Origin of the sequence: Paenibacillus sp. FSL W8-0426, assembly GCF_037969725.1 — a bacterium.
Taxonomy (GTDB): Bacteria; Bacillota; Bacilli; order Paenibacillales; family Paenibacillaceae; genus Paenibacillus; species Paenibacillus hubeiensis.
This window is the reverse complement of sequence record NZ_CP150203.1, coordinates 5,518,132-5,544,062: the sequence shown is the minus strand read 5'-3', so window position 1 is coordinate 5,544,062 and position 25,931 is coordinate 5,518,132. Positions and strand designations below refer to the sequence as shown.

The following is a 25,931-nucleotide window of genomic DNA, read 5'->3' as shown; positions in this document are numbered from 1 at the left end:
TGCTACTACGCGTAGAAAGAGCCAACCCTAAGCAAAAAGTAAAGGAGCAAAACCCAGCGGAAGAGGATATCCGGTTGGGATTTGCTCCTTTTTTTCTTAAGTTCAAACCAGCGGTGCCGGCACTAACGAATCTTGAACACCTTATTTTCGGAGTATGAACGCAAGATGGATGCTTACGAACATCAGCGGTCTTAAGGAAGGCCAATTTGGTGAAAAAGGCTGATTTTACGTACAATAGCGTGTCTGTGTTTCGTTAGCCACCCAAACCTGCGATAAAGTGCCGAATAAGACTTTCTGGGTTCGTTAGAATGATTTGACTCAAAACAGCTCCAGCTGCTCAGGGCCTTCTTCTTCCTCCGGCTCTGTCCGGTCGGGGAACGGCTTAACCGGCTGATCCAGCAGCTCCATCATCATTTGGGCATTGGCTGCGGCATCGCCGCCGGAGTTGTTGTTGAAAATGACGAACACGTCCTTGCTCTGCTGCTGAAGCTCCTCCAGATAAACTTTCCACTCGCTGAGCTCTTCCTTGCTGTAGCGGTACAAATACCGCGTTTCGCGCCAATTCGGTGCGCCGTTCTGATGCCAGCCGGAGACGTTGCGCCCGTGCATGCGCACCAGCGTCATCTCCGGATCAGTTGCCCTTGCAACGATGGGGATGGAGCCTTGCCCGGCTTGCGGCTCGTCGCACACGCTATGGATCCAGTCTTGCTCTTGCAGGAAAGCGAGCGTCCGCTCACGCATGTCTCCCTCGTACCAGCTGCGATGCCGGAATTCGATGGCGCACGGAATGCCTTCCATGCGCAGCTTGACCTCGCGCAGTTCCCGGACGCTGTCTTTGTTGCAGTCGAACCATGGCGGATATTGGAACAGCGCTGCCTGCATTTTTCCCGCTTCCATGACGGGTTCGAGCGAATCGCGAAATGCTTTGTACATTTCCCCGGTGCTGTTGAAATAGGGCTTGCCGCGCAAATGGCCGGTCATGCCCTGATAGGCTTTGACGATAAAAGAAAATCCGTCCGGCGTTTCCGACGCCCAGCGCGCCATGCGGTCCCTGGGCTGAACGGCATAAAACGAACTATCCACTTCGACGGTGGAAAAGTAATGCCCGTACAGGGAAAGTTTGTCCTTGGCTTTGGTACGAAGCGGGTAGAGGTCATCTTGATCTCCCCAGCCCGTTAGTCCGATTCGAATCATGAGTTTCCACCTCCTGCGGCATGATATGTATGTTATCTATTACCCGTTTGAAGGCATGCGATCATGTTTACCATTATATTGTTGCCTATATAGGTGTTCAACACGAAGATACGGAATGCTTTGAGTTTGGGTGGTGAAGGAGATACAATGACTAGAGCATTGGAGAAACGCTCCTGGCCTGTACCACATACAGCACATGCAATGTAAGCACACTCAAACAGACACAAGCTATTGACCATGTTGGAGGGCGAACTGCAATGACGGAATGGTATGAAGAGAGCTTTGGAGAGGACTACCTGCTTGTCTATAAACACCGGGATGTGCAAGGTGCGGAGCATGAAGTGCATGACATGATTAACTGGCTGCGGCTCAAACCGGGATCTAAAGTGCTTGATCTTTGCTGCGGGATGGGGCGGCATTCGCTTGCGCTTGCTGAGGCCGGATTCCGTGTCACGGGAATCGACCTGTCGGAAGTGCTGCTTCGTGAAGCGCGCAGGATGGATCCCGGGCAGCGTGTACGGTGGGCTCAGGCGGACATGCGCAATCTGCCGCAGGAAAACGATTATGATGCAGTGGTTAATCTGTTTACTTCATTCGGCTATTTCCGTGAAGATGCGGAACAGCTCAAGGTATTGCGCCAAATCCGGCGGGTGCTGAAGCCGGGGGGCCGTTATATCATCGATTTTCTGAACCCGGCCTATGTAAAGCGGCATCTTGTTGCCCGATCCGAACGCGAGGATGAAGGACAACGGATTCAAGAAGAGCGCATTATTCGGGACGGGTACGTACATAAACACATTCGGATTACCGATGTTGAAACAGGGGGAGATCCCCGAAACTATGAAGAACGAGTCAAACTGTATACACGCGATGAAATGCTAGATCTCCTCGCCCAAGCGGGGCTTGAGGTGGACCAGGTCCATGGCGGTTACGATGAAGAAATCTATGATGCCACGTCGTCGCCGCGCATGATTTTTGTGGGCCATCGGCCAGAGGAGTAAGCCAGGAGGAGAAACCAATGAAACGATCAGAAACGATACCTTTGCCGGAAGGCATGCATCGAATACAGATCAGCATGTCTTATCCGTTACGCTGGGTGAACAGCTATGTTCTGCTCGAGGCGGATGGAGGAGCGACCATTATCGATCCGGGACCGCGCACGTCCGAAACGGAGCAAGAGTGGGCTGAAGCATTGGAAGGGCTGGGCATTTCCTTTGCGGACATTCGTCAGGTTGTGCTGACGCATCATCATCCTGATCACTTGGGTCTATCCGGATGGATGCAGGCAAAGTCGGGTGCGCCTGTACGCATGTCCAAGCGATCTTATCAGGAGGCGCAAACGATGTGGGGGGAGGACGCAGCGATAGATGAGGTGCTCCCTGCCTATTTCGGAAGTCATGGCATGCCTAGAGACAAGGTGGAGCAGCTTGGCGAGCATATGAAAAGTTTTCATGCCCAGGTTGCCCCGCTGCCTGAAGTAACGTATGTTGCCGATGGGGAATGGCTGGACATGGGGAATAAACGCTGGACGACTGTTGAGACGGGGGGACATGCCCCGGGGCATCTTTCATTTTACGCGCCGGAAACCAAAGAGCTGTTGTGCGGGGATGCCGTCCTTCCGCAAATTTCGCCGAACGTCAGCCTGCAGCCAGGGAGTGATCCCGAACCACTCGCCACGTATATCGCCGGCCTGCACCGTCTCGGCACCTTGGATGTGGCCGTTGCCTATCCTGGCCATCGAAATCCGTTTGCCGCTTTTGCCGAACGAGTCTCCTATTTGCTGACGCATCATGAAGAACGGCTGAATAAGATGGCGGAACGGATTCGTGAGGCGGATACGCACGCATATGACCTTTGCATTTGGATGTTTAGCGATCGTCTTGGTACGCAGCAGCTTCGATTTGCCATGGGGGAAACGCTGGCCCACCTGCAGGAGCTTGTAAGTCGGGGAATCGTCAAGCAGGAGCAGCGTTCCGAGGGGGAATTCGTTTTTGTCGCCAATGGAACCGCCTGAAGCAGCCTGCACTAAACGTTTCAGCAAAGGTTGAAGCGGTTGTCCGGGTTCAAAGGCCCGCAAGCGGAATTATGCCCGCTTGCGGGCTTTTTTGGGTTCATGGCCGTCTTTTGCGCAAGCTTTAGCCTGCCTTAACGGTTCATTCATGTTGTTTTAAGCCAATGGGCATAACATGGGACCATAAACTTTGATGAATAAGGCAGGGGAACACGATGACCAAAACCAGGCAAGATCCATGGATAAAATGGAAAATATCGGCGATTGCCACATTGGCTGTCGCTGGGCTCTTTCAATATGTAAGATCGTCCGATGCCTTTGATGCCGCCTATGCGGCAGCGAATGGCTCGGATGCCACGGATGTTTCTTTCAGCGCTGGCCAGAATCGGGACGATGTGATGGACGAATGGCACGACGATTTTAGAGCGGGGCAACGAAGCGGGATGCAAGACGGGCGCAATGCGGTTCCCGAACGTTCGTACACGGACGGTTCCGATGCGGATCGCTCTTCCTCGCAAGGCAGTCAGGGTACGGGTTCGGGCTCCGGTTATGACAGTGGCAGCTACCAGTCACGCACAGGTGCGTCATGAGCCGTACGGAGCACGGCGTACGTCCTGTCCGTTTCCGTTTCCGTGCGATGAATACGGATGTGGAGGTGCAGCTGGCAACCGGATTGGAAGAAGCGATGCAGGCCGAAGCGCTGATCAGAAACTGGTTCGAGACGCAGGAACGGCGCTTTAGCCGGTTTTTGCCGGATAGCGAATTGAGCCGCCTGAATCGCTCAACAGGCTGGATGCCGGTATCCGCTGCCATGGATGAAGTGCTGAGCCTGGCTTACGGATACATGGGCCAGACGGAAGGCATGTTTCAACCCGGCATTCTGCCAGCCTTGCGCGAACAAGGGTATGAGGCAAGCTTCAAGCAAGAAATGAATGGATTTGCACCGCAGCCGTCGATGACGGATCAGAGTCGGATTACTGAGATAATGCGAACCCATGAGCGGTCCGTGCATTCGACGACAGAGCCGTACGATTACAGCCGTCCCCGCTGGATACAGCGCGAGGGCAGCCGCATGGTGCACATTGACCATGGAACTCAGCTGGACCTGGGCGGCATCGTCAAGGGCTGGACCGTAGAACGCATTGCCGAGTGGCTGCGGCGGACGCTGCACATACCGGCGGGCATGATCAATGCAGGCGGCGATATGCAGACATGGGGGACGTCAGATCATCCGGCGTGGACGATTTATGTGACCGATCCTTTTCTCGAGAAGCGGAATTTGACCGGAAGCATCCAATTGCGGTGCGGCGCTGTGGCGACCTCCGGTATTTGGCGCAGGCGCTGGAGGCTGGCGGATGGAAGCATCGGCCATCACCTCATTGACCCGCGCACGATGGCATCGGCAGAGACGGATGTGCTCCAATGCACCGTTCTTGGCAAACACGCTTCGCAATGCGAAATCATCGCTAAGACCGTCTGCATTTTGGGAAGCGAGGACGCTTTGCGCTGGCTGAACCGGCATCATGATCCCCATGATGTCCTGTGGATTACCAAGGAAGGAAACATAATATTCAGGGGGGATACGGAGCTGCTGGAGGAACGCTGGCCCGGCATCGATCCCGATCACCGTTTTCATTTGCTGTAAAGAAAAGATGATTAGATATGGGGGAGCCGATATGGCACAATGGATCGTGAATTACCTGCCGACGTGGGGCATTATTCGAATAACGGGCATCGCCGCTTATCTGATGCTCTTTGCAAGCGTGTTTCTGGGAATTGCCCAGGGAATGCCGGCAGCCAAAGGAAAGCCGAAAGCGCTAATGTACAAATGGCATACCAAAACAACCTGGCTGGCCTTCGGAATCGGCCTGGTTCATGCATTAACGCTGTATATCGATTATTACAGCCCGTTCAGCTGGGGGGAATTGCTGATCCCGTTCACGGCTTCGGTGCATCCGGTTGGCAGCGGACTGGGCACGCTGGCTTTTTACGGCCTGATCGTCGTACTTTTATCCAGCGATCTGCGGAACAAGCTGGGCCGCAAGTGGTGGTTCATGATCCATTTGTTATCATACCCCGTGTTCATCGGCTTGTTGTTCCATGGATTAATGACCGGCACGGATTCGGATCACGTGATCGTTCGCTTGATGTATGTGTTCACCGGGCTCTGCGTCATCGGCATGACGGTGCTGCGCGCAATGATGCGGGAACGCAAAGGCCCTCAGATCACCATCGGATCAAACCATACACCGCCAAGGCCATCGGCCGACGGCATGCCTTTGCGAGAGTTGACGGGACGGAACGGCTGAAGGAGCATGCGGGGGGGAGTTTAACCCGGCGGAAACGCAAAAAAACGGAAGCGAAAAAAGCGGCCTTGGGCCGCTTTTTTCAGTTTACCCCATCGTGTGGAAATGACATAGTTGAAGGGAGATGGATCAGATGCCGTCATCCCTGACGGGTTGCTGCCCCATCGCCTCTTCGCGTTCAGACTGTTTGCGATGGGCGATCCGGCTGCTGGCCGCTGCCGCAACGGCACCAACGATGTCATCGAGGAAGGTGTTGACAGGTCCGAGGCTTTTATCGTTAAGACGATCAAGTATGCCGGGTTTCAGCTTGTCCACATAACCATAGTTAGTGAAGCCGATGCTGCCGTATACGTTCACGATGGAAAACGCAAGAATCTCGTCCACGCCGTACAAACTTTCGTCGTTCTCGATCATTTCCTGCAGCGGACTGATCAGTTTGCCTTCCTCTGCGAGCAAGTCCAACTGAATGCCGGTCAGCACCGCGTTCTGGACCTCGCGTTTGCGAAGCACCATTTCCACGTTTTCGATGCATTCCTCCATGGTTAGACCCGGATAATATCTCTTTTGCAAAAGCATGACAAGTTCGGCGATCTCGGGGATCGTGACGCCGCGCTTATGAAGCCATTCCCTCGTAGCCTCAGCCACTTTGCGGCTGTTCAGGCTGTAGGGGATTTTTTCGTGTTCGGGATGTGTCATGGGCGATGCCTCCTCTGAGATTAGCAATGTCCTTACCCTAGTCTCCTAATACGTCATCCGGCGGATTTGGTTTCCTTGTCTGTTTCGCCCAAGTACCGTCATTACCATGTAGAGTTTGTTCAGAGCAGGGCTTGTTTGAAAAAGTAGTTATTTTTTGAACAGAGGCTCGTATACATGGTAGTACAAACTGTAAAAATGATGAGGGGGAACGTGATCATGAGAAAGATCCGTCATTTGCGTGCCGCATCGGCAGCAGCGCTGCTGGGAATTCCCGTTGTTCTGTCCGGTTGCGGCATGTTGGGGGCACAGTCATCCGAGGCCATCGATCCGCCGCCGCCGATCCAGGAGGCGGCCATGATCCAGGCTGCCGAGAGCAATGGCAAGATGGCGACTCTTCCGCTCACGACCGTCTACCTGCAGGATCAACAGGGGCTGCTTGCTCCGGTATCCTTCAATCTGCCGGCAAGCGTGGATGCAAGCAATCCCAAAACGGCGCTGGATGCGATGGTATTGGGCGGGGCTTATGCCGGCATGCTGCCTGAAGGATTTCAGGGTGTGCTCCCGCAGGGGACCGTGGTGCAGAACGTAACGGTTCATCCGGATGACAAGCTGGCCGTGGTGGAGTTTTCGGGCAACTTTGCCAAATACGAAGCCAAAAACGAGCGGCAGATCCTGGAGGCCATTACCTGGACATTGACGGGTTTGCCGGACGTGGAAAACGTACAGATTTGGGTGGACGGCAAAAAGCTGTCCCAGATGCCGGTCAACGGCACGCCGTTGTCCGAACGGCTGAACCGTACCGTGGGCATCAACCTTGATCTTGGCGACAGTTTTGCAACAAACAGCAGTCCGGTAACCGTCTACTTTTCCGCAGCCTCTCCGTCAGGAATACAATATTATGTTCCCGTCACGAGATTTGTCGCTCCGGGCGGGGACAAGGTACAAGCCGCGCTGAATGAGCTGATTAAAGGACCAGCGAAGAATACCGAGCTTCAAGAGGTCATGACGGGCGGCACGCAATTGCAATCGGTCAAAACGGAGGAAGACGGCACCGTGACGGTGGCGCTCAAGGACGACATGTTCACCGGAGGGGATCCGGTGCCGAGCGAACTGCTGCAATCGGTCGTGCTGACGACGACGGAAAACGCATCCGGCAAGGACGCCAAAGTGCAGATTGAATGGAACGGGGAGAAAGCGGTCATGGCCGATGATAATCAGGATTACAGCGCTCCGGTTTCCAAACCCGAGCACATCAACGAAATTCCGATTTAATATAGGACTCCGTTTAGGGTGCTTTTGGAAGAACTCTTTGGTAAAATATAAGGGATGCTTAATGTGCAATACATGCTCGACATTACAGGATGCTTAAGTCGTAGGAGGCAGAAATGATGAGATCTAACGGACGAAACAGCGAACAGCTGCGGCCGATGAATTTGACAATTAATACGAACAAATACGCCGAGGGCTCTGTATTGATTGAAGTCGGAGATACGAAAGTCATATGTACCGCAACGGTAGAAGAAAGGGTTCCTCCTTTCATGAAAGGACAAGGCAAGGGTTGGGTTACGGCGGAATATTCGATGCTGCCGCGCGCAACCCATACGCGCAACCAGCGGGAAGCGAGCCGGGGCAAGCTGACCGGGCGCACGATGGAAATCCAGCGTTTGATCGGCCGTGCCCTGCGCTCGGTCGTCAACTTGCAGGCCCTTGGCGAACGGACGATTACGCTCGATTGCGACGTCATCCAAGCGGATGGCGGGACACGCACCACGTCCATTACCGGTTCCTTCGTCGCGCTGGCGCTGGCCGTAAACAAAATTGCCCAGCAGCACAAATTGCAGGTGTTCCCGATTACGGATTTCATCGCAGCAGTCAGCGTTGGCGTTGTAGGCGAGCAGCCTGTGCTCGATTTGAATTACGACGAAGATTCCAAGGCCAAAGTGGACATGAACCTGGTCATGACCGGCAGCGGAAAATACGTTGAGCTCCAAGGCACGGGCGAAGAAGCCCCATTCGACCGTCGCGAGTTGAACACGATGCTGGAGCTTGGCGAGCGCGGCATTCTGGAGATGATCGAACGCCAGAAAGAAGTGCTCGGACCGATTGCGCTCAAGATCGGCGCCAAAGGTTTGGGAGAGGCTTGAGATGAGACTGGACAGCCCAACGATCATCGTTGCTACTCGCAATCAGGGAAAGGTCAGGGAGTTTGCCCATGCCTTCGCGCCCCTTGGCAAAGAGGTCAAAAGCATGTTCGATTATCCGGAACTGCCGGACGTCGTTGAGGATGGCACTACTTTTGCCGAGAACGCCTGGAAGAAAGCGAAAGCGGTAGGGGATGCGCTTGGCATGCCTGTGCTCGCGGACGATTCCGGTCTCTGCGTCGATCTGCTGGACGGCGAGCCGGGGGTGTATTCGGCCCGTTACGCTGGAGAAGGCGCCACCGACGAACGTAACAATACGAAGCTTCTGGCCGCGCTGGAATCGCTCAAATCCGGCGAGGACACGCAGCAGCCGCTGCTCAGCACGGCACGGTTTGTCTGCGCATTGGTGTTGTACGATCCCGCTACCGGAGACAAATACGAGACAGAAGGAACCGTGGAAGGCTGGATTACGAGCGATGCCGCCGGCGAAGGCGGCTTCGGCTACGATCCGCTGTTTTACGTGCCCGAATACGAAAAAACGATGGCTGAACTTTCGTTGGAGCAAAAGCAGGCCATCAGCCATCGGGGTCATGCGCTTCGAGCGCTCGTAGACAGAATCAAGGCCTAGCATTCGGGGACCGAAAGCGATAAAACGGACGGATTATAAGAGATGAATTGCTGCTGCTCCCGTGTGAATACGGCTTGAAGGAACTAAAGCGTTTATTGCAGGAATGGTCATTTTCTACGTTTTTACGGGGAGGACCACCTGTTATTAACGCTTTTTTTCGTTTTGGCATTAGCCTTCCGTAATTGTAATTCCACCCAAATACCTATTGGCAAGAGTGTAATCCATATTTTAGAATGGAAACATACGTTCCTGTTTTTTCGGGGGTTGAATTAGCAGTTTCATGTTTCTGCATTCGTCTAGGGCTGCGGTTGGAAGAAGTTGCAAGCCTTGGGCGATATGGGGTACCATTTCAGGGTGACGGACCATTTATGAACTCAAATGGAGGGGAATAGCGCATGCAGGAAGTTAAGCTTACGGTCTCTTACGACGATTATGAGGAAGGCATTCGCATGGAGGGTTTGTTGAAGGAACTCGCGGGCAAGCCGGAAAGCAAAACGTTGGAAAGCCTCATCATCGGCGACTGGGGGCAGGCTTACGAAAATTCGCCGGAGGAATTCATCGACACGCTGGTCGGACTGGCTCCGAATTTTCCGGCACTGAGGAAATTGTACATAGGAGAAATGGACAGTGAGGAATGCGAGGTGTCGTGGATCGTCCAGACGGATTTAACGCCTTTGCTCGGAGCATTTCCGGAGCTTACATCGTTCACGGTACAGGGGAGCAATGAGCTTAGCCTGGAACCGCTGCGGCATGCCAAACTGGAGGAACTCGTCATTGTCTGCGGAGGTCTCCCGAAAGGGGTGCTGGCTTCCATCGCCAAAGCGGAATTGCCTGAACTACGCAAGCTGGAAGTGTATCTTGGCGTGGAGGATTACGGATTTGACGGTTCGCTGGAGGATGTGCTGCCTTTGATGGATAAAGAACGTTTTCCGAAACTGGTATACCTCGGATTGAAGGATAGCGAAATTCAGGACGAAATCGCCAAAGCGGTGGTGCAGGCACCGATCATGGATCAGCTTGAGGTGCTGGACCTTTCCGAAGGCACGTTATCCGATGAAGGCGCGGAAGCGCTGCTGGCCAGCGATAAAATCAAGGGGCTGAAGCATCTTGATCTTCATTACCACTACATGACGGATGAAATGCTGATTCGCTGGAAGCGCTCGGGGTTACCTGTAAACGTCAGCGATCAACAGGACGGCGATGAGGATGATTGGCGTTATCCGGCCTTAACGGAATAATGATGCTTGATCATGCCAATGCGGATTTCGGCAGAAGCTTGCCGGATCATCGGTGTAAGACGTGGGGAGACGTGCCCATGATGGTCATCGGCAACCCGGATAACCGTCGCACGGAGGACATGCAGCAGGCCAGGCGCCGATGCGGTTTAAAACCTGCGATCGTGCTGCCCTACGCACGCTTGCTTCAGACCTGGCGTTCAGGCGGTTCGCTCGCCGATGCTGCCGGACAGGAATGGTGGGAGCCGAGGGGGGACGGCCCCGTGTTGGTCCGGCTTGATGCGCCGGGCGAGGACTGGACCGTGGAACGTGAGTTGATCGCGCTTGGTGCGGCAGAGGGACTTGGTCAAGAGAAGGACTCCAATCGTGATCCTGCCGGGTCGATGTTTATTGCTGCCGAAGATGCGCTGAGTATGGAGTACATGTGGGGACGGATTTACGCTCCACGCCAGTGGTTTCGTGGCTGGAAGGCATGTTTGCAGCGGCTTGATGAAGAGGTGCAGGAGTTGTGGCCGAGTGCTCGTTTCCTGAATGAACCGAAGGATATCGCCATCATGTTTGACAAAAGAAAATGCCAGCGGCATTTGGGCGATCATGGCATATCCGTACCTCCAGTGCTGCCGCAATCGGAACATGTAAGGAGTTACGCCGGCTTGCGGGCGGCGATGCTGGACTCGGGCATGCATCGCGTCTTTGTGAAATTGGCCAGCGGGTCGGGTGCTTCGGGCGTGGTCGCTTATCAGCTGAACCCGCGTACGGGCGCGGAAATCGCGGTGACGACTGTAGGCATGGAGCGCAGCGCAGGCGAAACGTTTTTCTATAATGAGGGACGACTCCGCCGGTATACGTCCGGGGAAGACATCGAAACGCTGTTGGACTGGCTGTGTGCGGAGGGGGCGCGGATCGAGCGCTGGATGCCCAAGGCTACCCTGGAGGGTCGCAGCTATGACGTACGGCAGCTGGTGGCCGGTGGTCTTGCCGGACACGCGATCGTACGGCTGAGCCGTACCCCGATCACAAATTTGCACCTGCGAAACGAGCGCATGCTGCCGAAGGCGGCGGGCTTGTCCGAAGCGCGGATGGAACGCGTGCGGACGGCCGCGATGGCGACGATGTCCGCCTTTCCGAATTCCTGGTCTGCAGGCATCGACGTCATGCTGAGCGGATCGGAACCGCGCGCTTACGTGCTTGACGTGAACCCTTTTGGCGATTTGCTGTACAGGGTAGAATGGAACGGACTCGGAACTTACGAATGGGAAATGGAACTATTGCGAAAGGAGCCTTTGCACCAATGCCTGATATGAACACCATCGTGGGCTCCCATGATTTGTTGATGATTACGCTGGATACGCTTCGTTACGACGCAGCCAAGCTGGAGGAAGAGAATTGTCCCAACCTGTGCGGCACTGGCGGGTGGGAGAAACGTCATACGCCTGGCAGCTTTACTTATGCGGCCCACCATGCTTTTTTCGGCGGGTTCATGCCGACGCCCGCCAATACGGACAAAGCATCTCATGTGCGCCTGTTCCATTCCCGGAATACCGGGCTAAAGATGCACCCCCATACTTGGCTTTTTGACACCCCCGACATCGTATCCGGCCTTGCGGCGGAAGGGTACCGGACGATCTGCATCGGCGGCGTCATTTTCTTTACCAAAAAGAACCCGCTGGCCAAAGTGCTGCCCGGCTATTTCCAGCAAAGTTACTGGCGCATGAACTTTGGCGTCACGAACCCGCGTTCCACGGAACATCAGGTCCGGCATGCCTTGAAATTACTTGAACAGGCAGCGCCGGACGAAAAGTTGTTTCTGTTTCTGAACGTATCTGCCATACATGGCCCGAATCGGTATTTCGTGGAGGGGGCCCGGGAGGATTCCGTCGAAACGCAGCGGGCTGCGCTAAGGTACGTGGACAAGGCGCTCGGACCGTTGTTTGATGCGATGAGGAAGCGTTCGCGGCCGACGTTCTGTCTGGCTTTTTCCGATCACGGCACCTGTTATGGCGAGGATGGTTACCAGGGGCACCGGTTAGCGCATGAAGCAGTCTGGAACGTGCCTTACCGGGAATTTTTTTTGTAAAGGGGAGCACAGGATGGACGACTTGATTCAAAAGGTGACGCCGGGCAATTCCGTACAGCCCGACTCCGGTTTCGGACTCGGGTCCGGACCTCATATCGGACTTAGGGAAGCCCTTTCTATACCCTACCGCTCGTATTTGTACTCGTATCCTCACAAGACGGCATATCGCGAACTGGACCCGCCGATTCCGCTTGGGCCGCTCTGGGAGCGGGAAGAGACGGAGACGTATTTTTTGTACATGCATATCCCGTTTTGCGCTGCGCGCTGCGGATTTTGCAATTTGTTCACGCTGCCTGACCGGCGTGACGATACCCATGAGCGCTATGTGGATGCTCTGGAACGCCAGGCCAGGCAGTGGGCGCCGCTTACGTCGCGCAGGCCGTATTCGCGTTTTGCGATTGGCGGAGGCACCCCCACGCTCTTGAATGAAGGGCAGTTGAACCGACTGTTCGATATCGCGGAAAACATAATGGGACTTGATGCGCATCAGGCTTCCATTTCGGTCGAGACATCCCCGGATACCGTGATCGACGGAAAGTTATCCATACTGAAGGAGCGCAGGGTGGATCGTGTCAGCATGGGCATCCAGAGTTTTATCGAGGCAGAAGCGGCAGCGATCTATCGCCCGCAAAAACCGATGGAGGTTGAGCGCGCGTTGGAGAAGCTTGCCCGTTATTCGTTTCCGCTGCTCAATCTGGATCTGATCTACGGCCTGCCGGGGCAAACCGTTGAATCATGGTTATACTCCCTGGAGCGTGCACTCTCCTATGAACCTGGAGAGATTTTCATTTATCCGCTGTATACGCGCGAGAATACGATCGTAAAGCCCGATGACATTGAGCGGCAGGGGCCTGACATTCGGATGGAGTTATACAAGGCTGCTCGGGAAGTATTGAAAAGCCGGGGGTACGTGCAGCATTCCATGCGTCGGTTTGCCAAAGAGCCATCTGTTTCAGACAAGCGGCTTCTGCCTTACAGCTGTCAGGAGGAAGGCATGGTCGGGCTTGGTTGCGGTGCCCGCTCCTATACACGCGAGGTGCATTATGCTTCCAAGTATGGCGTGAGCTACAAAGAAACCCAAAGCATCATCGCCGATTATGTGGCCGCCGAACGATATGATGAAGCGGATTACGGGATCGTGCTGACCCGGGATGAACAGCAACGGCGCTTTATGCTGAAGGCTCTCCTGCATCGTGAAGGACTCGCCTTGATCGATTACAAGAACAGGTTTGGGACAGACGTTATGAGCGATTATTCATGGTTATCCGAGCTCATGACGGAAGGCATGGCGAGTTTGGAGCAGGAGAACGGCCAAACGATTTTAAGGCTGAACGAGGACGGGCTCGGTTATTCGGATGCGATCGGAGACTGGCTGATCTCGGCACAAATCCGTTCTCGGATGGAAGGATTTGTGTTCTCATGAAGGCTACAATCTATTATCGCGGCAAATTGTCGTCTTGCAATTACGATTGCCCCTATTGTCCTTTCAGCAAAACGGTGGACTCGAAGGAAACGCTGGAACTCGATAAACAACAGCTGCGCCAGTTTGTGGATTGGGTGAGAGAACAGTCCGCCGCGGGTCACCGGTTGTCCCTTTTCTTTAATCCGTATGGCGAAGCGCTCATAAGAAGCTGGTACCGTGAGGCAATGGTGGAGCTTTCGCATATGGAGCATGTGGAGAAAGTGGCCGTGCAGACCAATCTGTCTGTCAAGCTGGACTGGGCCGGGGAATTGAATCGGGAAACGGCAGCCTTCTGGGCGACGTATCATCCGCGGGAAACCAAAGAGGAAAATTTTGTTAGGCAGTGTCTGACTTTGCGTGAGTTGGGACTTGATTTCAGTGTGGGAACTGTGGGGCTGCGAAGCGCCTTTCCTGCGATCGAATCGATGCGGCAGGCATTGCCGGAGGACGTATATCTGTGGGTAAATGCATTTAAGGATAAGCCCAATTATTATTCTGTTGAAGAGATCCGTTTTCTGCAATCGATCGATCCGTTGTTCGAGGGGAATTTGCGCGACTATCCGAGTTTAGGCAAAGCCTGTGCCGCTGGTTCGACGGTGTTTTATGTCCAAGGTTCCGGTCATGTGAGACGCTGCTACAAGGATCGGCGCATCATCGGTCATCTGTACCGTGACGGATTGGAATCGCTGGCGGCTGACCGGCCATGCGGCATGAGCAAATGTGGTTGTTACATTGGTTATATTCATATGGCCGATTCTCCGTTTGCAGAGCTCTTCGGCAAAGGTTTGCTTGAACGTAATGCGATCACGGCCATGCAGCGATAAAGATTTGCCCATATGGAAGCACCCTTTTCAGTTAAACGCTACTGAAGAAGGGTGCTTTTTTGAGCTTAACGAATGCTTACTTTATATGTGCTCAACCACGAATTGATTTGCGATAAATAGGCGAACAATTGCGGACCCGACATTAACTGGCCAAACCACGGAAGATTGGAAGAAGCATCCGGTGAGGAGGCCAGATTGCGAATTTTTTCTTTATCGATTAGGGGCAGTATTGGAGAGGACGAGTCGTCCAGTATATCCAGCACCTGTTTTTTGACCTCAGCCAAGTATTGTGGGTTATGCGTTTTGGGATACGGGGTTTTTTTGCGGTACAGTACATCATCCGGCAATACACCTTCCAGTGCTTTACGGAGAATGCCTTTTTCCCGTCCTCCCGTTATTTTCATTTCCCAAGGAATATTGAATACATACTGAATCAATCGATGATCGCAATAAGGCACGCGTACTTCCAAACCGGCACCCATGCTCATCCTGTCTTTGCGATCCAGCAGAGTAGGCATGAAACGTGTAATGTTCAGGTAGGACATGACCCTCATTTGTGCCGTTTTTCCCTTTTCGCCCGGAAGGACGGGTACTTCGGCTACAGCGTCTGCATATCGGTCTGTGAGATAGTCCAGTGGACGAATCCATTCCCGGACGTCAGGGGATAACAAGCTGGCTCGCATGTCAGGCGCAACGGACCAGGGGAACGTTCCCGAATTCAGCATTTCTTCCCGATGAAACCATGGGTATCCGCCGAACACTTCATCGGCCGCTTCGCCCGAAATGGCGACGGTAGCTCCTTTTTTAATTTCCTTGCAAAACAAGTATAAGGAAGAATCTACATCCGCCATGCCTGGAAGATCGCGTACCAGCATCGCTTGTGTCAGGGCCTTGACCAGGTCGCCATTCTCGATTTCGATCCAGTGATGGTCCGTCTTTAATTCGTCGACCATGCGTTGAATCCAAGGTCCGTCCGCACCCGGCTGAAAGGAATGGGCCTGAAAATGCTTGGCATTGTCCACGTAATCTACGGAATAGGTACTCACCTGCCCCTGTCCCGTCCGGTTATAGTAGTCCACGGCGAGTGCGGACAAGGCGCTGGAGTCCAGTCCGCCGGACAACAGCGAGCATACGGGAACGTCGGAAGCGAGCTGCCGCTCCAGCGTATCTTGCAGAAGCAGACGAATCTGGGCGGCTGTTTCGTCCAGATTGTGCTCATGCTCCGCACTTTCAAGCTTCCAATACGGATAGATCTGAACACCATCCCTGTTATAAATGAGCGCATGTGCAGGCTTGAGCTCATGCATGGAGGAGTATACGCCATGGCCGGGCGTTCGTGCCGGACCGATGATGAAAACTTCTGCCAATCCTTCAGGGCCTACGGCTGCATCCACGTCCGGATGTAGAAGAAGTGCTTTAGGCTCCGAACCAAAAACGAGCGTGTCCTTTACGTGGCTGTAGAACAGGGGTTTGACACCCAGGCGGTCACGCGCCATGAATACCTGCTCCCGTGCCCCATCCCATATCGCAAAAGCATAAATGCCGTTAAAGCGTTCCACGCAGGCTGGTCCCCACTCGATATAAGCGGTCAACAGCACTTCGGTGTCGCATTGCGTGCGGAAATGATATCCTCGCTGAAGAAGTTCCTTCTTCAACTCGGGCGCATTGTATAATTCTCCGTTATACACGATGGTATAAGAGGTATCTCCCTGAAACGCATGCATCGGTTGGGCTCCGTTCTCCGGATCCATGACACTGAGCCGGCGATGACCAAAAGCGCATGGGTTGGAAATCCATGTACCTGAAGCGTCGGGCCCCCGGTTCGACAAACTGTCGGTCATTCGGACAAGCAGCTCCGATTCCTGGGTCAAATCCCGATTCCATTGTATGAAGCCGGTTATACCGCACATGGTTTGTTCATCCTTTCTTAGTCGAGTGTTGATCTGTATAGATGTTTTCTTATCTTGTAATCACGGCCAGCAAATACGGTTTTTTCGTCGGAAGTGTAACAAATATATGCCGAAAGTAGGCATAAAATGTCTGTCCGCTTCGGAAACTATATCTGAGGACCAGGTTCGAAGCATGCCACGCAAAGGAGAATTTCTAAATATGGGAAAGCCCATTTACTACGTTTCGGTGGCTGGCCGTTCCGTGTTACCGGACCAACATGCTGCATCGTACGAATGGACCATCCAAGCCACACCGGATGAAGCCCTGCAGCTGCAGAGACTGCTTGATGTAATGCAGGAGAAGGAAGAGGAGGCTTTTCCGGGAATGGTATTGCCCTGGCCAGATACACCGGAGGAATCCGTAAATCGTGCCTACGAAATAGCGCTGCAAAACGTATACGGAGAGATCTACCGTTTGGGGACTTCCGAAACGAGACGTGAAATCGAGCAAACGACATGAATGGAGAAGGAGCGCGATATAACATGTATGCTATTCAGGATGCCAAAATTCGCAGATTAACCGAAGTGGATGGTTTGTCTTGCGCCGAAGTTGAGGTCCAGCCTGCCAATGCCGGAGATCCGTCGTTGCTGGTCTATGTGGCAGCAAGCCAGCCGCAAAATACGCTGCAAATCACTCGGATCGTGCGCAATCATTCGGATTCCACCCTCGACTGGTACAACAATAACCTGCACACCGCTTTTGAGGAAGCGACCGAAACGGCGTTTCAGAACAGTGAGGGCATTACCTCAGGAGAGGACAAAGCACGTTTCGAACAGGAGCTTTTCGGCTTTGGTTTGCTTGGTCCGACTTTGCAACGGTATTTGCTTGGTCAACGCTGAGATTGGGCGAGTTGATGGCTCCATCAACTACCTGCCAGCTTCGAGAGTAAGCTTGTTCCCCCGGAGCATACTATAGACAGTTCCGGGGAGGTGACTGCAATGGCTTCCAAGTACAAGAAAAACAAAGGGAACCAATACGCGCATCATACCGAGTTTGCCGAGGAAGTGCTGGCGAAAAACAGCAAGCATGCCGCCCAGAAAAATCCGTGGCGTCAGGGAAACAAGTAACCGGAATGCAAGGCCCGTCGTTCTTTGTAACGACGGGTTTTACTGCTTTATGTTTTAACGGTCTTGGCCTATTTCTCCATATCGGTCTGAAGCATGAAGATGATGGAGAAGGATTATTAATTTTTTAAAAAAGTATTGAAAATTATAGAAATTGGAGTATAATAGAGAACGTTCCGAAAAAAATAATACATACTTGTCCCAGTAGCTCAGCTGGATAGAGCAACGGCCTTCTAAGCCGTCGGTCGGGGGTTCGAATCCCTCCTGGGACGTAAAAAGAAAAGCTCTGAGAAGAGCTTTTCTTGCGTCCGGGGATGAGAACCCCAAAGGTTCGTCGGAGCATAAGCTTCGGGAGGAATACATCGCAGTCTCGACTGAAAGGAGAGTATCCCTCCTGGGACGTAAAAAGAAAAGCTCTGAGAAGAGCTTTTCTTGCGTCCGGGGATGAGAACCCCAAAGGTTCGTCGGAGCATAAGCTTCGGGAGGAATACATCGCAGTCTCGACTGAAAGGAGAGTATCCCTCCTGGGACGTAAAAAGAAAAGCTCTGAGAAGAGCTTTTTTTTGCGTCCGGGGATGAGAACCCCAATGGTTCGTCGGAGCATAAGCTTCGGGAGGAATACACCGCAGTCTCGACTGAAAGGAGAGTATCCCTCCTGGGACGTAAAATAAGCTCTCTTAATATAAACCCGAAAAAATATTCACACGTTAACGGAGAGGCAGAACCAATCTGAAGAAGCGAAGCGGGCGCGTTTATCACCGGATTTTTCCTTTGGGAAAAGGAATCGGAAAAAATCTGGGGATAACAGCGATCGGAAGATGGTACTGCACTCGTAGTGGCGTAGTGTGATTTATTGTCGAGGCTTACATTAGGGGATGAGAACCCCAAAGGTTCGTCGGAGCAGCACTTTCTGCGGACGTTTGTCAAAAGGAGCTTCCTGAGATAAGCTTTGGTGGCATTCGTTGATAAGGGGGAGAACAGATCTTGAACAAAATGATCCAAATCAGAGCTTTGAAATATCCGGATATTCCGCACTATGAATGGGAGGGGCAGCTGATTGAAAGTACACCCGATCATGTGATCGTCTTTTGCAAACCGGGCAGGCAGCTGATCCATCATACCAAAAACAAGGTGTTTACCATGGAACATGCGTCCATCGAATATTTTTCCCTGAAGGAATGGTTTACGGCTGCCATGGCTGTTGTCGATGGGGAGGTTTCGTTCACGTATTGCAATGTGGCCATGCCTTCTGTTTGGACTGATAAGGGGCTTCAATTTACGGATTTGGATCTGGATTTGATCCGGGAAAAGGATAAGGAATGGGTCGTCGTGGATGAGGACGAGTTCGAGTCTAACAGCATGATGTACCGATACCCAGTGGAGTTAAAGTCTGAAGCCATCGATGCGCTTGAACGCTTGAAAAACAAAGCCATGCACAAAACGTTTCCGTTTAACCTCGATTTCATCCGCAAATACGCTTTTCATGATTCATTGTATGAGTAAATGGCCTTTGAAAGAAATCTTTTGGTGCTCCTGTTCAAAGGGAGGCCATTCGCCTTTTGTATAGGTAATTCCTATCAACAAAATTAGTTTTATATATTTCATCAATAAATAAATTTGTGCCACAATATAGATATCTTATCGAAAGCGCAGGTGGTGTTTATGCAATCCATCAACCAATGGAAGGCAGCGGATTATGATGACAAGCTGGCCTTTGTATCGGAATATGGGAAGACGCTGATCTCATGGTTACAGCCGCAGAAGGGGGAACGCATTCTCGATCTGGGCTGCGGGACGGGGGATCTAACATTCGAAATTTCGCAATCGGGAGCGGAAGTTGTTGGCTTGGACGCATCTTCTGACATGATTCACCGCGCGAAGGAGAAGTTCCCTGAGCTTGAATTTATCCAAGGCGATGCACATCACTTTGAAATGCGCGGACGTTATGATGCCGTTTTCTCGAATGCAGCCCTTCATTGGATGCGAGGCCCAGAGCTTGTTGCCGGCCGGGTATGGGACGTGTTGAAACCCGGAGGTCGCTTTGTGGCCGAGTTTGGAGGAAAGGGAAATGTGCAAACGATCGTGAAGTCGCTGGAAGAAGTGATTGAGCGCAAAACGGGCATCAACGCCGCCGAACGCAATCCGTGGTATTTTCCGACGATCGGGGATTACACCTCTCTGTTGGAAAAACAAGGCTTTATGGTTCGTCAGGCCTACCACTATGACCGTCCGACCAAATTGGCCGACGGAGAATCGGGTATTGAAGGGTGGCTCGCCAACTTTGGCGGGGATTATTTTCAAGGCATGAATGATGATATGGTTAACGCAATCTGTCAGGAAGTCAGCGAGATTGTGGTGCCGCAGTTATGGAACGGCAATGCCGTCTATGCCGATTATAAACGCATTCGGATTGAAGCGATCAAACCAGAGTGTTTTTAAATCGAAGTTACGGTTTTGGTTGGTAAAGTATACCGAGCATGTATGTGAACCGAAGGATCAGGAACGTTCTCTTCAACGAGAAGCCTGGTCCTTTTTTTATGGCATGGACTTTTGGCACGGGCGATAGCATCGACAAAATAAGCAGTTTGTCACATTTCTATTTAAAAGGACCCATATCACCAATTTTTATATAAAAAATGTAATTATTTAGAAGGTTTACGTGGTGTTCTGCTCGAATAATTTACCAAGGGTCAAACTCTGGTTGAAGGAGGGATCGTTGATCGGGAGAGATGCTGTGTCGTTGCTTGGTGACCCGAACCGTTTTAGCGAATTAGCGAAAAAACCATGAGAAGGAGGGCTTGGCCATGAGTAAACGATTGTTGTCCGCATTTTTAAGCGCATTGTTGATGAGTACTGCCATCTTGCCGGCGGCTGGAGCCGCTCCAGCCGATCCGGCCGTTTCGCTCGAAGCGCCTGGTGCAGCCGAATTTAAGCAGTGGAAGGAAATTTTGGAGCAGCGGGAAGAACGACTGGGTGCCGAACCCTATCTGGATCAAAGCCTTGAAGGCCTTGGTGGACAGACAACCAAAGTCATCGTGGAGCTTTCCGATAAACCCGTGGCTGTAGCGCAAGGGGAAGCGACCCTTTCCGGCCGATCATTCACCTCCTCTATGGAAACAAATGCTGTCGCGCGAGTAGAACAACAACAACAGACATTTGTACATAACCTCACAAAGAACAACATCAGCCACGAGGTCGTGGAAAACTATGAATATGCACTTAATGGAATTGCCCTTGAGATAAAAGGAAACCAGTTGGGGCAATTGATTCGTATGCCAGGGGTGGTCAGCGTTTATCCCGATACGGAAATATCTCTGGCACCAGAGAACGAAGAAGTCAATCCTTATATGAAGGATTCGGCGCCTTTCATTGGAGCCCCTGAAGTTTGGGAGCTTGGATACACGGGCGAGGGCGTCAAAGTCGGTGTCATTGATACGGGGATCGATTACGAGCATCCCAACCTCCAGGACGCCTATAAAGGCGGATGGGATTTTGTCGACAACGACGATGATCCGTACGAAACGACGCATGAAGAGTGGAAAGGTTCGGGGCAACCCGAATTTAACGAAAACGGCAGTGCATACTACACCTCTCACGGAACGCATGTTGCCGGTACCATCGCTGCCCGCGAAGCAGGCGATTTTGGCGTAAAAGGAGTAGCGCCTGAGGCCGAAATCTATGCCTACCGAGTGCTGGGCCCTTACGGCAGCGGCCAAACCTCCTGGGTTTTGGGCGGGATTGACCGTTCGGTGGAAGACAATATGGATATCATCAACCTTTCATTGGGCAATAAGTCGAACGATCCTAGTTATGTGACCTCTGTGGCGTTGAACAACGCGATGCTGGCTGGCGTCACCTCGGTCGTTGCAAGCGGCAATGATGGGCCTAATCGCTATACGTTGGGCTCGCCGGGTGCCTCGGCCATGGCGATCACGGTAGGGAATTCCACGGGACCGAGCCAGACGATTGCGGCAGATGCGCATTTTTGGATCGGCACGGAGGGCAAAGGGGAACTGCCTGAGGAACAACCCGTACCTGATGCAGAGCAAACACCCGAGTTGGGTCTTGTGCCAGAGGTAAACGATGAGGATGTCTCTGCTCAGGGCATGCCCGAGAATGGGGCAATATCCGATGATTCTTCGTTGAGCGCCCCCAAAGAGGAGCCTGCTGTTTCGGAAGAAGCCGCAGAGCACACCGAGCCTGAACAGGGAGCCGATGCTGATGGAGAATCGGGTCTTGACGAACGTGTTGCTAATGAAGAACGTCCTGTAAGTGTACCTTCTGCGCCTGCAGAAGAAGACTCCAATTCAACGCCTGCAGTGGAAGCAGGTCTTCCTGCGCTTGATGCAGCGGCTGCTGATTCTTCGTCGGTAACAGAGTCCGTTTATCATCTGGATTTGATGGGATGGAATCTTGCGGAAGACCCGGAGGCGGTCTTGAATGGAAAATACGAATTGGTGTACACCGGTTTGGGCAAACCGACGGATTTCGAAGGTAAAGAGATAAACGGTAAAATTGCGCTTATCCAACGCGGCGAGCTGGCGTTCGTGGAGAAGATCGCCAATGCCAAAGCGGCGGGCGCGGTAGCCGTCATTGTGTTTAACAATATTCCTGGCCCGATTGGGGTAAGCCTGGGGGATGATTTCGAATTCATTCCCGCCCTGAGCATGAGCAAGGAAGATGGAGAAGCCATCAAGGCTCAACTGGATGCCGGCCTTAAGGTCGAGGTCAGCTTCAGCGATTTTGTCAAAGACATGGCACCAGGCGACGAAGTATATTCTTCGAGTTCCCGCGGACCTGCCAAAGTTACGCTAGACATTAAGCCGGATGTAGTGGCGCCGGGAACAAGCATCTTGTCCACGATTCCTGCTTATGGCAAAGATGAGCCGGGAGCGGATTATACGCAGGCCTATGGCCGCAAAACGGGGACAAGCATGGCTACCCCGCATGTGGCGGGACTAACTGCTTTGCTCATCGAGAAACATCCCGATTGGACTCCTTTTGACATTAAAGCTGCGCTCATGAACAACACCAAGGTTCTGGATACTGCCAGCTATGACGTATTCGATCAAGGGGCTGGCCGCGTTCAGGCGGTTGAAGCGTTCGATCCCGAGGCTTTCGTGAAAGTCATGGACGTGACGAAATATACGGTCAGCGGCGAAGAGATCGAAAAAGAAAACATAACGGGCAGCATCAACTTTGGCAATTTCTTGAGCACGGACGAAAAAACGGTCAGCAAAACGATCAAGGTACAGGCGCTTAAGGGAGAAGGCGGCGATTATGCCGTATCCGTCAATCCGACGCGCACCGTGAACGGTGTTTCGGTATCCGTGGACAAGGCGTCCTTCACGCTGAACGGGGAGGAAGAAGTACAGGTTACGATTACAGTTCCAAAAGGCGTGACCACTGTAGGAGAAGCCCAAGGTTACCTTCAATTCAGCCATGGAACGAAAACGTACAGCGTGCCGTACGTAGCCCACTTCAATCTGACACAATCCGGCGTCAAGTATATCGAAACGAAATATGGCAATGAAACGAATCCGTTCCATTATCCGCTCAAGGCGGACGGTACGTTGGATACGTTGAACGTGGCGATGGAATTCCACAATCCGATGAATTTTGCGTTGATCGAAATTTTCAACGGCCTGGATCCGGAAGGTGGCCCTTACCAGGATGGATACATCGGGTACATTTTCGGAAATTATTATAACTTCAATGCAAATACGAGATACAATTTGGCTTGGACCGGGAATTATTTGGACTATGCGACAGAAGCAGCAATGGATATCCCGGACGGATTGTACACCGTGGATATTACGTCGATCGGAACGGACGGCAAAACGTATGTCGAAGACACGCCTCCGTTTTTGGTAAAGAAGACAGCTCCGGTCGTGACGGCTCCAGAGAAGCTTGAATTCGAACATGATGAAACGGTTGTCGTTGACGGCAGCGTGAAAGATTTGTACTTTCAGGTTGCCCCAGCGCTCCAAAGCGGCTGGAACATCGAGTTTGACCCTGCAGGCTCGTTGGACGCTGCGTATGTTGTGAAAAAGGAGGATGGATCCGTCTATGCGGAAGGCAAGTTAGACGTGCAGAACGACGGTACCTTCAGCCTTCCTTTGGAGGGCATCGAAGCCGGCGAATATGTCGTCGAGTTCAGCGTAAAAGATCAACAGGGGCTTGCCGGTACCGCCAGAACGGCGCTCAGCTTGAAGTTCACGGAGCCTGAGCCGGAAACACCGGCAACTCGGGCGCCAGGAACCCCTGTATTGTCCCACAACAACGGTCATGCCAATGGCCTGCTCGGAGGCTCGTATACCGTTAGCATGAACATGTGGTGGGGGGAGAATGCCACAAGCTACAAGCTTTATGAAGACGGCGTGTTAATCGATACCCAGAAGCTGACCTATAATGCGCCTATGGCACAATTTGCCCAAACGAAGATTACGGGCAAAACAAATGGCACCTATACGTATGTAGCAGAACTGACAAACGACAAGGGCACAACGCGCAGTCAAACGCTGACTGTCCGGGTTACCGATGCATCGCCAGGCAAGGCTGTACTTTCCCACGATAACTGGGATGGAGATGGAAACTACAAGATCACCATGAACTTGTGGTGGGGAACCAATGCGACGGAGTATCGTCTTTATGAAAATGATCAGTTGATCGATACTCAAGCACTGGGCGCAGCTACGCCTTCTGCTCAACGTGCGGTTAGCGAGCTGTCGGGTCGTGCTTCAGGTACGTATACGTACAGGGCGGAATTAATCAACGAAGCTGGAGTGACCAGCACCGATAAAATTACGGTAAAAGTGAAGTAGAATATAGGACAACATCAAAACGGCCTTCATCCTTGATTTCAAGGGATGAAGGCCGTTTTGATTGGATTCGTATTTTCGTTTCGGCGGTGTGAAATTTACCCGATTACGCGATCCTTGCTTGCCTGGATGCCTGCGATTAATAAAACAATGGCAAGGATAACCTGAACCAACAGGGGAATGGTCCATCCTTTCGTCCAATCATGCAGCACGCCGAATAACAAAGGACCACCTGCTGCCAGCATATAACCAAAAGACTGGGCCATGCCCGACATGCTCGCAGCCTGCCTCGCGTCACTTGTGCGAAGAACAAAGAACATGGTTACTACGCCGAATGAAGCGCCTGCTCCGATGCCTGCCAAAATGACGCCCGCGGTCACGAGGGAAGAAATGCCGCTTAACAAGAAGGAATACCCAATAATCAAAGACGAGCAAGTCATTATGGTAAGAACACGTTGATCTCTGGTTCTTCCGGCAAGAATGGGAACGATGAAGCTCGCCGGCACGCTAACCATTTGCATGAGAGAAAGAATCCAGCCTGCAGAGGTGGCACTAAAGCCTTGTTCGGCAAGAATCTCCGGAAGCCAGGTAATCGTGGTATAAAATATTAAAGACTGCAGCCCCATAAACATGGTAATGGCCCATGCGAGCGAAGAATTGCGAAGCCGTACGGTCGATCCCTGTACATGGCCTGACACTTGAAGCTTCTGCCGGCGTCCTGCCGCGACGTGCGGGATCCACAAAACAAGCGCCAAGATGGATAATAAGGCCCACATGCCTAATGAGGCGCGCCATCCCATGGAGGTTGCCCCCGACGCCGGCACGCTGATCCCGGAAGCGATGGCGCCGAATATGTTCATCGATACGGAATATAGTCCGGTTACGATGCCTACCCTTAAAGGGAAGTCCCGTTTGATCAAGCTTGGAAGCAGCACATTGCTTAACGCTATGCCGCATCCCAGAATGGCCGTTCCCGCATATAAAGCAAAAACGGAGGGCAGCAATCTTAAGGCCACCCCAAGGGTCACGATCATAATGGCCATAAACAAGGCAATTTCTAATCCCCAACGTTTGGCCAGGCGCGGTGCGAAGGGAGAGACTGCGGCAAAGGCAAGCAGAGGGAGCGATGTTAAGAGCCCTGCCATCGTATGGCCGATTCCCGTGTCTGCACGGATCATTTCCACGACGGGACCGGTGGCCGTAATCGGTGAACGCATGGTGGCCGCGATAACGATAATGCCTGCCAATAACAGGCCGAATTTCTTCGATGCAGCCGAATGCTCTTCTGCAGAAGAAGGGGAAGAAGCGTGTTGCTGTATTGATAATGACATGGCAAAGTCTCCTGTGTTCTATGAAGTGAATATGTATGCATTGATACATACACATCTGCAAGCATAGCACTACATGTCAATGCCTTCAATGGGAGGGGAAAAGATACGATGCTTAAGATGTATCGGTTTAATATGTAATTATAAACACATATAAATGGAGGGGAGTAGTAGTCAGAGTGGATAAAAAGTGG

At 52.5% G+C, this 25,931-nt stretch carries 23 protein-coding genes and 1 tRNA gene; 20 read left to right on the top strand and 4 right to left on the bottom strand.

The annotated features are described in order from the left end of the window. Positions 1–318: 318 nt before the first annotated feature. Positions 319–1,194, bottom strand: a complete 876-nt coding sequence (locus tag MKY59_RS25040) for a DUF72 domain-containing protein (RefSeq protein WP_339274328.1) — start codon at positions 1,192–1,194, stop codon at positions 319–321. A 257-nt stretch (positions 1,195–1,451) separates the two neighbouring features. Between MKY59_RS25040 and MKY59_RS25035 the strand changes: the two genes are divergently transcribed. The 5 genes from MKY59_RS25035 (at position 1,452) to MKY59_RS25015 (ending at position 5,514) form a co-directional block, all read left to right on the top strand. Beyond that, positions 1,452–2,195: a class I SAM-dependent methyltransferase gene (locus MKY59_RS25035; RefSeq protein ID WP_339274326.1), complete on the top strand. Its 744-nt coding sequence runs from the start codon at positions 1,452–1,454 to the stop codon at positions 2,193–2,195. Positions 2,196–2,212: 17 nt separating this feature from the next. Further along, positions 2,213–3,208 (top strand): MBL fold metallo-hydrolase, encoded by a 996-nt coding sequence (locus tag MKY59_RS25030; RefSeq protein WP_339274324.1) that lies wholly within the window; start codon positions 2,213–2,215, stop codon positions 3,206–3,208. A gap of 212 nt (positions 3,209–3,420) precedes the next feature. Then, complete coding sequence (locus MKY59_RS25025; RefSeq protein WP_339274323.1) at positions 3,421–3,795, top strand: hypothetical protein; 375 nt, start codon at positions 3,421–3,423, stop codon at positions 3,793–3,795. After that, positions 3,792–4,850, top strand: coding sequence for an FAD:protein FMN transferase (locus MKY59_RS25020; RefSeq protein ID WP_339274321.1), 1,059 nt, complete (start codon positions 3,792–3,794; stop codon positions 4,848–4,850). Before MKY59_RS25025 ends, MKY59_RS25020 begins: the two co-directional genes overlap by 4 nt. A 31-nt stretch (positions 4,851–4,881) precedes the next feature. Beyond that, on the top strand, positions 4,882–5,514 hold the full coding sequence (locus MKY59_RS25015; protein ID WP_339274320.1) for a ferric reductase-like transmembrane domain-containing protein: 633 nt from the start codon (positions 4,882–4,884) through the stop codon (positions 5,512–5,514). Positions 5,515–5,640: 126 nt separating this feature from the next. Here the strand turns inward: MKY59_RS25015 and MKY59_RS25010 are convergent, their stop codons facing one another. After that, positions 5,641–6,207 (bottom strand): phosphatidylglycerophosphatase A, encoded by a 567-nt coding sequence (locus MKY59_RS25010; protein WP_236414455.1) that lies wholly within the window; start codon positions 6,205–6,207, stop codon positions 5,641–5,643. Between the two features lie 216 nt (positions 6,208–6,423). Here MKY59_RS25010 and MKY59_RS25005 point away from each other — a divergent pair, with 216 nt between their 5' ends. The 8 genes from MKY59_RS25005 to MKY59_RS24970 all read left to right on the top strand — a co-directional run bounded on the left by MKY59_RS25005 (position 6,424) and on the right by MKY59_RS24970 (position 14,574). After that, positions 6,424–7,479, top strand: coding sequence for a GerMN domain-containing protein (locus MKY59_RS25005; protein ID WP_339274317.1), 1,056 nt, complete (start codon positions 6,424–6,426; stop codon positions 7,477–7,479). Positions 7,480–7,592: 113 nt separating this feature from the next. Further along, entirely contained in the window at positions 7,593–8,351 is a 759-nt protein-coding gene (rph, locus tag MKY59_RS25000) for a ribonuclease PH (protein ID WP_290371430.1), read from the top strand. 1 nt (position 8,352) lies between these two features. Next, positions 8,353–8,976, top strand: a complete 624-nt coding sequence (locus MKY59_RS24995; protein WP_236414451.1) for an XTP/dITP diphosphatase — start codon at positions 8,353–8,355, stop codon at positions 8,974–8,976. A gap of 395 nt (positions 8,977–9,371) precedes the next feature. Then, entirely contained in the window at positions 9,372–10,214 is an 843-nt protein-coding gene (locus MKY59_RS24990; RefSeq protein WP_236414449.1) for an STM4015 family protein, read from the top strand. Between the two features lie 77 nt (positions 10,215–10,291). Continuing rightward, the gene (locus tag MKY59_RS24985) at positions 10,292–11,515 is read left to right on the top strand and encodes an STM4014 family protein (RefSeq protein ID WP_339274314.1); all 1,224 of its coding nucleotides are present in this window, start codon (positions 10,292–10,294) and stop codon (positions 11,513–11,515) included. After that, entirely contained in the window at positions 11,503–12,288 is a 786-nt protein-coding gene (locus tag MKY59_RS24980) for an STM4013/SEN3800 family hydrolase (RefSeq protein ID WP_339274313.1), read from the top strand. The genes MKY59_RS24985 and MKY59_RS24980 overlap by 13 nt, the downstream gene beginning before the upstream one ends. A 13-nt stretch (positions 12,289–12,301) precedes the next feature. After that, positions 12,302–13,711, top strand: coding sequence for an STM4012 family radical SAM protein (locus MKY59_RS24975; RefSeq protein WP_236414443.1), 1,410 nt, complete (start codon positions 12,302–12,304; stop codon positions 13,709–13,711). Next, positions 13,708–14,574 carry an STM4011 family radical SAM protein gene (locus MKY59_RS24970; RefSeq protein ID WP_339274312.1) on the top strand — a complete coding sequence of 289 codons (867 nt, stop codon included), beginning with the start codon at positions 13,708–13,710 and terminating at the stop codon, positions 14,572–14,574. Before MKY59_RS24975 ends, MKY59_RS24970 begins: the two co-directional genes overlap by 4 nt. 65 nt (positions 14,575–14,639) lie before the next feature. On the opposite strand, the gene asnB is transcribed toward MKY59_RS24970, so the two are convergent. Beyond that, positions 14,640–16,484: an asparagine synthase (glutamine-hydrolyzing) gene (asnB, locus tag MKY59_RS24965; protein ID WP_339274311.1), complete on the bottom strand. Its 1,845-nt coding sequence runs from the start codon at positions 16,482–16,484 to the stop codon at positions 14,640–14,642. 199 nt (positions 16,485–16,683) lie between these two features. Here asnB and MKY59_RS24960 point away from each other — a divergent pair, with 199 nt between their 5' ends. The 7 genes from MKY59_RS24960 (at position 16,684) to MKY59_RS24930 (ending at position 24,412) form a co-directional block, all read left to right on the top strand. Continuing rightward, on the top strand, positions 16,684–16,983 hold the full coding sequence (locus MKY59_RS24960) for a hypothetical protein (RefSeq protein WP_339274309.1): 300 nt from the start codon (positions 16,684–16,686) through the stop codon (positions 16,981–16,983). 23 nt (positions 16,984–17,006) lie between these two features. Beyond that, positions 17,007–17,363, top strand: a complete 357-nt coding sequence (locus MKY59_RS24955; protein WP_236414439.1) for a hypothetical protein — start codon at positions 17,007–17,009, stop codon at positions 17,361–17,363. Between the two features lie 99 nt (positions 17,364–17,462). Beyond that, positions 17,463–17,591 carry a hypothetical protein gene (locus MKY59_RS24950; protein WP_290371429.1) on the top strand — a complete coding sequence of 43 codons (129 nt, stop codon included), beginning with the start codon at positions 17,463–17,465 and terminating at the stop codon, positions 17,589–17,591. Between the two features lie 195 nt (positions 17,592–17,786). Next, positions 17,787–17,860 (top strand) — tRNA-Arg (locus MKY59_RS24945). A 721-nt stretch (positions 17,861–18,581) separates the two neighbouring features. Then, positions 18,582–19,091, top strand: a complete 510-nt coding sequence (locus MKY59_RS24940; protein ID WP_236414852.1) for a DUF402 domain-containing protein — start codon at positions 18,582–18,584, stop codon at positions 19,089–19,091. Between the two features lie 159 nt (positions 19,092–19,250). Next, a complete protein-coding gene (locus MKY59_RS24935; protein ID WP_339274307.1) occupies positions 19,251–20,027 on the top strand; it encodes a class I SAM-dependent methyltransferase in 777 nt (258 codons plus the stop codon). 365 nt (positions 20,028–20,392) lie between these two features. Then, complete coding sequence (locus MKY59_RS24930; RefSeq protein WP_339274305.1) at positions 20,393–24,412, top strand: S8 family serine peptidase; 4,020 nt, start codon at positions 20,393–20,395, stop codon at positions 24,410–24,412. Between the two features lie 95 nt (positions 24,413–24,507). Here the strand turns inward: MKY59_RS24930 and MKY59_RS24925 are convergent, their stop codons facing one another. Then, positions 24,508–25,740 (bottom strand): MFS transporter, encoded by a 1,233-nt coding sequence (locus MKY59_RS24925; RefSeq protein ID WP_339274303.1) that lies wholly within the window; start codon positions 25,738–25,740, stop codon positions 24,508–24,510. Positions 25,741–25,931: the final 191 nt, after the last annotated feature.

What these genes read in the sequence shown, in the direction of transcription:
- MKY59_RS24960 (WP_339274309.1), top strand. Translation starts at nt 16,684, where the DNA reads ATGGGAAAGCCCATTTACTACGTTTCGGTGGCTGGCCGTTCCGTGTTA.
- MKY59_RS25020 (WP_339274321.1), top strand. Translation starts at nt 3,792, where the DNA reads ATGAGCCGTACGGAGCACGGCGTACGTCCTGTCCGTTTCCGTTTCCGT.
- MKY59_RS24985 (WP_339274314.1), top strand. Translation starts at nt 10,292, where the DNA reads ATGATGGTCATCGGCAACCCGGATAACCGTCGCACGGAGGACATGCAG.
- MKY59_RS24970 (WP_339274312.1), top strand. Translation starts at nt 13,708, where the DNA reads ATGAAGGCTACAATCTATTATCGCGGCAAATTGTCGTCTTGCAATTAC.
- MKY59_RS24940 (WP_236414852.1), top strand. Translation starts at nt 18,582, where the DNA reads ATGATCCAAATCAGAGCTTTGAAATATCCGGATATTCCGCACTATGAA.
- MKY59_RS24935 (WP_339274307.1), top strand. Translation starts at nt 19,251, where the DNA reads ATGCAATCCATCAACCAATGGAAGGCAGCGGATTATGATGACAAGCTG.
- MKY59_RS25010 (WP_236414455.1), bottom strand. Translation starts at nt 6,207, where the DNA reads ATGACACATCCCGAACACGAAAAAATCCCCTACAGCCTGAACAGCCGC.
- MKY59_RS25015 (WP_339274320.1), top strand. Translation starts at nt 4,882, where the DNA reads ATGGCACAATGGATCGTGAATTACCTGCCGACGTGGGGCATTATTCGA.
- MKY59_RS25025 (WP_339274323.1), top strand. Translation starts at nt 3,421, where the DNA reads ATGACCAAAACCAGGCAAGATCCATGGATAAAATGGAAAATATCGGCG.
- MKY59_RS25030 (WP_339274324.1), top strand. Translation starts at nt 2,213, where the DNA reads ATGAAACGATCAGAAACGATACCTTTGCCGGAAGGCATGCATCGAATA.
- MKY59_RS24930 (WP_339274305.1), top strand. Translation starts at nt 20,393, where the DNA reads ATGAGTAAACGATTGTTGTCCGCATTTTTAAGCGCATTGTTGATGAGT.
- MKY59_RS24990 (WP_236414449.1), top strand. Translation starts at nt 9,372, where the DNA reads ATGCAGGAAGTTAAGCTTACGGTCTCTTACGACGATTATGAGGAAGGC.
- MKY59_RS25040 (WP_339274328.1), bottom strand. Translation starts at nt 1,194, where the DNA reads ATGATTCGAATCGGACTAACGGGCTGGGGAGATCAAGATGACCTCTAC.
- MKY59_RS24950 (WP_290371429.1), top strand. Translation starts at nt 17,463, where the DNA reads ATGGCTTCCAAGTACAAGAAAAACAAAGGGAACCAATACGCGCATCAT.
- MKY59_RS24980 (WP_339274313.1), top strand. Translation starts at nt 11,503, where the DNA reads ATGCCTGATATGAACACCATCGTGGGCTCCCATGATTTGTTGATGATT.
- MKY59_RS24975 (WP_236414443.1), top strand. Translation starts at nt 12,302, where the DNA reads ATGGACGACTTGATTCAAAAGGTGACGCCGGGCAATTCCGTACAGCCC.
- MKY59_RS24925 (WP_339274303.1), bottom strand. Translation starts at nt 25,740, where the DNA reads ATGTCATTATCAATACAGCAACACGCTTCTTCCCCTTCTTCTGCAGAA.
- MKY59_RS24955 (WP_236414439.1), top strand. Translation starts at nt 17,007, where the DNA reads ATGTATGCTATTCAGGATGCCAAAATTCGCAGATTAACCGAAGTGGAT.
- MKY59_RS25005 (WP_339274317.1), top strand. Translation starts at nt 6,424, where the DNA reads ATGAGAAAGATCCGTCATTTGCGTGCCGCATCGGCAGCAGCGCTGCTG.
- MKY59_RS25035 (WP_339274326.1), top strand. Translation starts at nt 1,452, where the DNA reads ATGACGGAATGGTATGAAGAGAGCTTTGGAGAGGACTACCTGCTTGTC.
- rph (WP_290371430.1), top strand. Translation starts at nt 7,593, where the DNA reads ATGATGAGATCTAACGGACGAAACAGCGAACAGCTGCGGCCGATGAAT.
- asnB (WP_339274311.1), bottom strand. Translation starts at nt 16,484, where the DNA reads ATGTGCGGTATAACCGGCTTCATACAATGGAATCGGGATTTGACCCAG.
- MKY59_RS24995 (WP_236414451.1), top strand. Translation starts at nt 8,353, where the DNA reads ATGAGACTGGACAGCCCAACGATCATCGTTGCTACTCGCAATCAGGGA.